Raw genomic sequence first — 643 nt, forward strand, 5'->3', positions numbered from 1 at the left:
TTCTGAGTCTGCATCAACGTCTGTCTCAGAGTCAGCAAGCACATCAGCTTCTGAATCTGCATCAACGTCTGCCTCAGAGTCAGCAAGCACATCGGCTTCTGAATCAGCCTCAACAAGCGCCTCTGAATCAGCAAGTACATCAGCTTCAGAGTCAGCGTCAACAAGTGCATCAGAATCAGCAAGCACAAGCGCCTCAGAGTCAGCAAGCACATCAGCGTCTGAGTCAGCCTCAACAAGTGCGTCAGAATCAGCCTCAACAAGTGCGTCAGAATCAGCAAGCACATCGGCTTCAGAATCGGCATCAACGTCTGCCTCAGAGTCAGCAAGCACATCAGCGTCTGGGTCAGCGTCAACAAGTGCTTCAGAATCAGCCTCAACAAGTGCTTCAGAATCAGCCTCAACAAGTGCGTCAGAGTCAGCGTCAACAAGTGCTTCAGAATCAGCCTCAACAAGTGCCTCAGAGTCAGCATCAACGTCTGCCTCAGAGTCAGCGTCAACAAGCGCCTCAGAGTCAGCATCAACAAGTGCCTCAGAATCAGCGTCAACAAGCGCTTCTGAATCAGCGTCAACAAGTGCGTCAGAATCAGCCTCAACAAGCGCCTCTGAATCTGCATCAACATCAGCTTCAGAATCAGCCTCAACA

Annotated in this window: 1 pseudogene; it reads right to left on the reverse strand. The window is 50.9% G+C overall.

What is annotated here, in order from left to right:
* Nucleotides 1–643: pseudogene (locus O3633_RS10300) on the reverse strand (adhesive domain-containing protein); the annotation flags it as partial.

Source organism: Streptococcus sp. 27098_8_22 (assembly GCF_041432415.1).
GTDB lineage: Bacteria > Bacillota > Bacilli > Lactobacillales > Streptococcaceae > Streptococcus > Streptococcus pseudopneumoniae_M.